The sequence below is a fragment of the Bacteroides sp. UBA939 genome, from assembly GCF_002293435.1.
Taxonomy (GTDB): domain Bacteria; phylum Bacteroidota; class Bacteroidia; order Bacteroidales; family Bacteroidaceae; genus Bacteroides.
Genome location: NZ_DBDF01000118.1, coordinates 1 through 4,979, shown reverse-complemented (window position 1 = coordinate 4,979; position 4,979 = coordinate 1). Strand labels below are relative to the sequence as shown.

Here is a 4,979-nt window from a genome sequence, read left to right as displayed (position 1 = left end):
AGATTGGCTGTCTGGGATAGATAGCCTTTTTTTTTGCCGTTAATTTAGAAAATAATTATATCTCCATGAATAGAAGATTTGTTTTGTATATTGCCGCATCGCTTTGTGCAAGTGTGTATGCAGGTAATAATCCCGGCCTTTATAAGAAAGGCTGGATTGATTTTAACAAGAACGGAGTAAAGGATGTCTATGAAGATCCTGCGGCTCCTATTGACGCCAGAGTAAAAGACCTCCTTGCACAAATGACGATGGAGGAAAAAACCTGCCAGATGACTACCTTGTACGGCTCCGGGCGCGTTCTGAAAGATTCCCTTCCTACCGATAATTGGAAAAATGAAATATGGAAAGACGGTATAGCCAATATCGACGAACAAGCTAATGGCTTGGGACGATTCTCTTCTTCTTTATCTTATCCTTACGTAAACAGTGTAAAAAACAGGCAGACTATCCAGCGGTGGTTCGTAGAACAAACCCGTTTAGGAATACCGGTTGATTTTACCAATGAAGGTATCCGGGGACTTTGCCACGACCGGGCTACCATGTTTCCGGCACAGTGCGGACAGGGAGCTGCATGGAACAAAGAACTGATCCGCGAGATTGCCCGTGTCACTGCCGAAGAGGCGATAGCGTTAGGATATACCAATATTTATTCTCCCATTCTGGATATTGCCCAAGACCCGCGCTGGGGACGTGTAGTAGAATCTTATGGAGAAGATCCTTATCATGCGGGTGAACTGGGAAAACAAATGATCAGCGGATTACAGGAGCGGGGGTTAGTATCTACTCCCAAGCACTTTGCCGTATATAGTATTCCTGTGGGCGGGCGTGATGAAGGAACCCGTACCGACCCGCACGTAGCGCCCCGTGAGATGAGAACCCTTTATCTGGAACCTTTCCGTAAAGCCTTTTGTGATGCCGGAGCATTGGGAGTAATGAGTTCCTACAATGATTATGATGGCGAACCGGTTAGCGGTAGTTACCGTTTCCTGACTGAAATACTTCGTCATGAATGGGGATTCAAAGGTTATGTAGTATCGGATAGCGAGGCGGTGGAATTTCTTCATTCCAAGCACAAGGTAGCTGCCGATGCAGTGGATGGAGTTGCCCAGGTAGTAAATGCCGGTTTGAATGTACGTACTAATTTTACTCTTCCCGAAGAATTCATTCGCCCGCTTCGTCAGGCTATCGCTGAAGGAAAAGTATCCATGCATACTGTTGACAGCCGGGTGACAGATGTTTTGCGGGTGAAGTTCATGATGGGACTGTTCGACAATCCATACAAAGGCGATGCAAAATCTCCGGAAAAGGTTGTACACAGCAAGGAACATCAAGCGGTATCCATGCGGGCTGCGCTGGAGTCTGTTGTCTTATTAAAGAATGAAAACAATATCTTGCCTCTTTCCAGGAATACAAAGAAAGTAGCGGTTATCGGGCCGAATGCTAATGAGGTGAAGAATCTGATTTGCCGTTATGGCCCTGCCAATGCTCCGATAAAAACAGTGTATCAGGGAATAAAGGAATATCTGCCCGGTGCGGATGTGCGCTATGCGAAGGGTGCGGATATTATTGATAAATATTTCCCGGAGAGTGAACTGTATGATGTTCCTTTGGATAAGGATGAACAAGCCATGATAGACGAGGCGGTGGCTTTGGCTCAGGAATCGGATGTGGCTATCATGGTACTGGGAGGAAACGAGAAAACGGTGCGTGAGGAATATTCCCGTACTGATTTGGATTTATGCGGACGGCAAGAGAAACTGTTGCAGGCTGTCTACGCAACCGGAAAGCCTGTTGTTCTGCTGTTGGTGGATGGGCGTGCCGCTACCATCAACTGGGCTGAACGCTATATTCCGGGTATTGTACATGCATGGTTTCCCGGCGAATTTATGGGTGATGCAGTGGCGCAAGTTCTTTTTGGAGATTATAATCCGGGTGGAAAGTTGGCGGTGACATTCCCCCGTTCCGTCGGACAGATTCCTTTTGCTTTCCCTTTCAAACCAGGCTCGGATACCAAGGGGCGTGTTCGTGTGGACGGCGCTCTCTATCCTTTCGGATATGGTTTGAGCTATACTACATTTGCATATAGTGATTTGAAGATAGAGAATCCGGTAATAGGTGTGCAGGGTTCTGTGAAGTTGAGTTGCAGAGTGAAAAATACAGGTAAGGTTGCCGGAGATGAAGTTGTTCAGCTTTACCTGCGTGACGAAGTAAGTTCTGTCACCACTTATGTGAAAGTGTTGCGAGGCTTTGAACGTATTCATTTGGAGCCGGGAGAAGAGAAGCAGGTGGACTTTGCACTGACCCCGCAAGAGTTGGGGCTATGGAACAAGGATAATCACTTCGTTGTAGAACCGGGCGCTTTTGCCGTAATGATTGGAAGCTCTTCGCAGGATATCCGGTTGGAGGGGAAGTTTGCGGTTTCAGCGAATGAACGATACTGAAGTCCCATATCAATTAGCTGATACGGAAAAGTAATAGAGGCCAGGGAGAAAGTATATATTTTCTCCCTGTTTTTTTTGCGTATCTCGTTCCAAATCAATACTTTTAGAGCATTCTTTAATCTTTTAATATGAATTATGCTATGGATCAACTGCTTTTTTGGTTAATTCCGGTTGCCTCTGTTCTGGCACTTTGTTTTGCCTGGTATTTCCACCGTCAAATGATGAAAGAGAGTGAGGGTACGCCTCAGATGATTAAGATTGCCGCCGCCGTACGTAAGGGCGCTATGTCTTATTTGAAACAACAATACAAAATTGTTGGTTGGGTGTTCCTGGGCCTGGTTATCCTCTTCTCTATTATGGCCTATGGTTTTGGCGTTCAAAACTCTTGGGTGCCTGTTGCTTTTCTGACGGGTGGCTTCTTCTCCGGTCTTTCCGGTTTTCTTGGTATGAAAACGGCTACCTACGCCTCGGCGCGTACTGCGAATGCCGCTCGTGACTCATTGAATGCGGGGCTGCGCGTTGCTTTCCGCAGCGGTGCGGTAATGGGATTGGTAGTAGTTGGATTAGGACTGCTGGACATCTCCTTCTGGTACCTGCTGCTCAATGCCGTTGTTCCGGAAGATGTACTGACGCCGACCCATAAACTTTGCATCATTACCACCACCATGCTGACGTTTGGTATGGGAGCTTCCACACAAGCACTCTTTGCCCGTGTAGGCGGTGGAATCTATACGAAAGCCGCCGATGTGGGCGCCGACCTGGTGGGCAAGGTAGAAGCCGGTATTCCTGAAGACGACCCGCGCAATCCGGCAACAATTGCCGATAACGTAGGCGATAATGTGGGCGACGTAGCAGGTATGGGCGCCGACCTTTACGAAAGCTACTGCGGTTCTATTCTGGCGACTGCCGCTTTAGGCGCCGCCGCATTTATTCATACGGGAGATACGCTGATGCAGTTCAAAGCAGTTATCGCCCCGATGCTGATTGCGGCTGTAGGTATTCTTCTTTCTATCATCGGAATCTTTGCGGTGCGTACCAAGGAGAATGCCAAGATGAAAGACCTGTTAGCTTCACTGGCTTTCGGTACAAACCTGAGTTCTGTGCTGATAGTGATAGCCACATTCTTCATACTCTGGCTGTTGAAACTTGACAACTGGCTCTGGGTATCTTGCGCTGTTATCGTAGGGCTGGTAGTGGGCATCATTATCGGACGCTCAACGGAGTATTACACTTCACAGTCCTATCGGCCTACTCAGAAACTGAGTGAGAGCGGAAAGACCGGCCCTGCCACGGTGATTATTTCCGGTATCGGTTTGGGTATGCTTTCCACTGCTATTCCCGTGCTCGCCGTGGTAGTGGGCATCATTGCTTCTTATATGCTTGCTTCCGGATTTGATTTCTCCAATGTAGGTATGGGACTTTACGGTATCGGCATTGCCGCCGTAGGTATGCTTTCCACTTTAGGCATCACCCTTGCTACGGATGCTTACGGCCCTATTGCCGACAATGCCGGTGGTAATGCCGAGATGTCCGGTTTGGGTAAGGAAGTCCGCAAGCGTACGGATGCGCTCGACTCTTTGGGTAACACTACCGCTGCTACCGGAAAAGGGTTCGCCATTGGCTCGGCGGCGCTCACCGGATTGGCTTTGCTTGCATCCTATATAGAAGAAATCCGCATCGGGCTGACTCGCCTGGGCACTACCGACCTGACGCTTCCGCATGGTGAGGCTGTATCTTTGCAGGATGCAACCTTTTTCGACTTCATGCACTATTATGATGTTACGTTGATGAATCCGAAAGTACTTGCCGGGATGTTTATCGGCAGTATGATGGCATTTCTGTTCTGCGGACTGACCATGAATGCCGTAGGACGTGCCGCCGCCCACATGGTAGATGAAGTCCGCCGCCAGTTCCGGGAGATAAAAGGTATCCTTACCGGCGAGGCGGAACCGGACTATGAACGTTGTGTGGAAATCTCTACAAAGGGTGCGCAGCGCGAAATGGTGGTTCCTTCGCTGATAGCAATTATTGCTCCTATCCTGACGGGCTTTATCTTTGGTGTTCCCGGTGTACTTGGTTTGCTTATCGGCGGATTGAGCAGTGGTTTCGTGCTTGCTATTTTCATGGCGAATGCGGGTGGCGCGTGGGACAATGCCAAGAAGTATGTGGAAGAAGGTAACTTCGGCGGTAAAGGCAGCGAGGTTCACAAGGCTACTGTAGTGGGTGATACCGTAGGCGATCCGTTCAAAGATACTTCCGGCCCCAGTCTGAATATTCTTATCAAGCTGATGAGTATGGTAGCTATTGTTATGGCGGGGCTGACTGTGGCGTGGAGCCTGTTCTAACGAAACCCGGCAAGGGCTGTGATTCGTTCCGGCACGTGATCTTGCTTGTTCCGCTACGTGATATATTTAGTTTCAACAAGTGAAACGTTTAGTTCCGGCAAGTGAAACGTTTAGTTCCATCATATAGAAACATTTAGTTCCATTGCATTGAAACAAAGTGTTTCTATACGATGGAACTAAATGTTTCTATATG

Annotated in this window: 2 protein-coding genes; both read left to right on the top strand. The window is 48.3% G+C overall.

Annotation, left to right across the window (positions count from 1 at the left end):
- Positions 1-65: 65 nt before the first annotated feature.
- Positions 66-2,441: a glycoside hydrolase family 3 N-terminal domain-containing protein gene (locus B2Z67_RS07830; protein WP_291529264.1), complete on the top strand. Its 2,376-nt coding sequence runs from the start codon at positions 66-68 to the stop codon at positions 2,439-2,441.
- Between the two features lie 140 nt (positions 2,442-2,581).
- Positions 2,582-4,786: a sodium-translocating pyrophosphatase gene (locus B2Z67_RS07825; RefSeq protein WP_291529263.1), complete on the top strand. Its 2,205-nt coding sequence runs from the start codon at positions 2,582-2,584 to the stop codon at positions 4,784-4,786.
- Positions 4,787-4,979: the final 193 nt, after the last annotated feature.

Coding starts and splice junctions, on each gene's coding strand:
- B2Z67_RS07825 (WP_291529263.1), top strand. CDS start 2,582: ATGGATCAACTGCTTTTTTGGTTAATTCCGGTTGCCTCTGTTCTGGCA.
- B2Z67_RS07830 (WP_291529264.1), top strand. CDS start 66: ATGAATAGAAGATTTGTTTTGTATATTGCCGCATCGCTTTGTGCAAGT.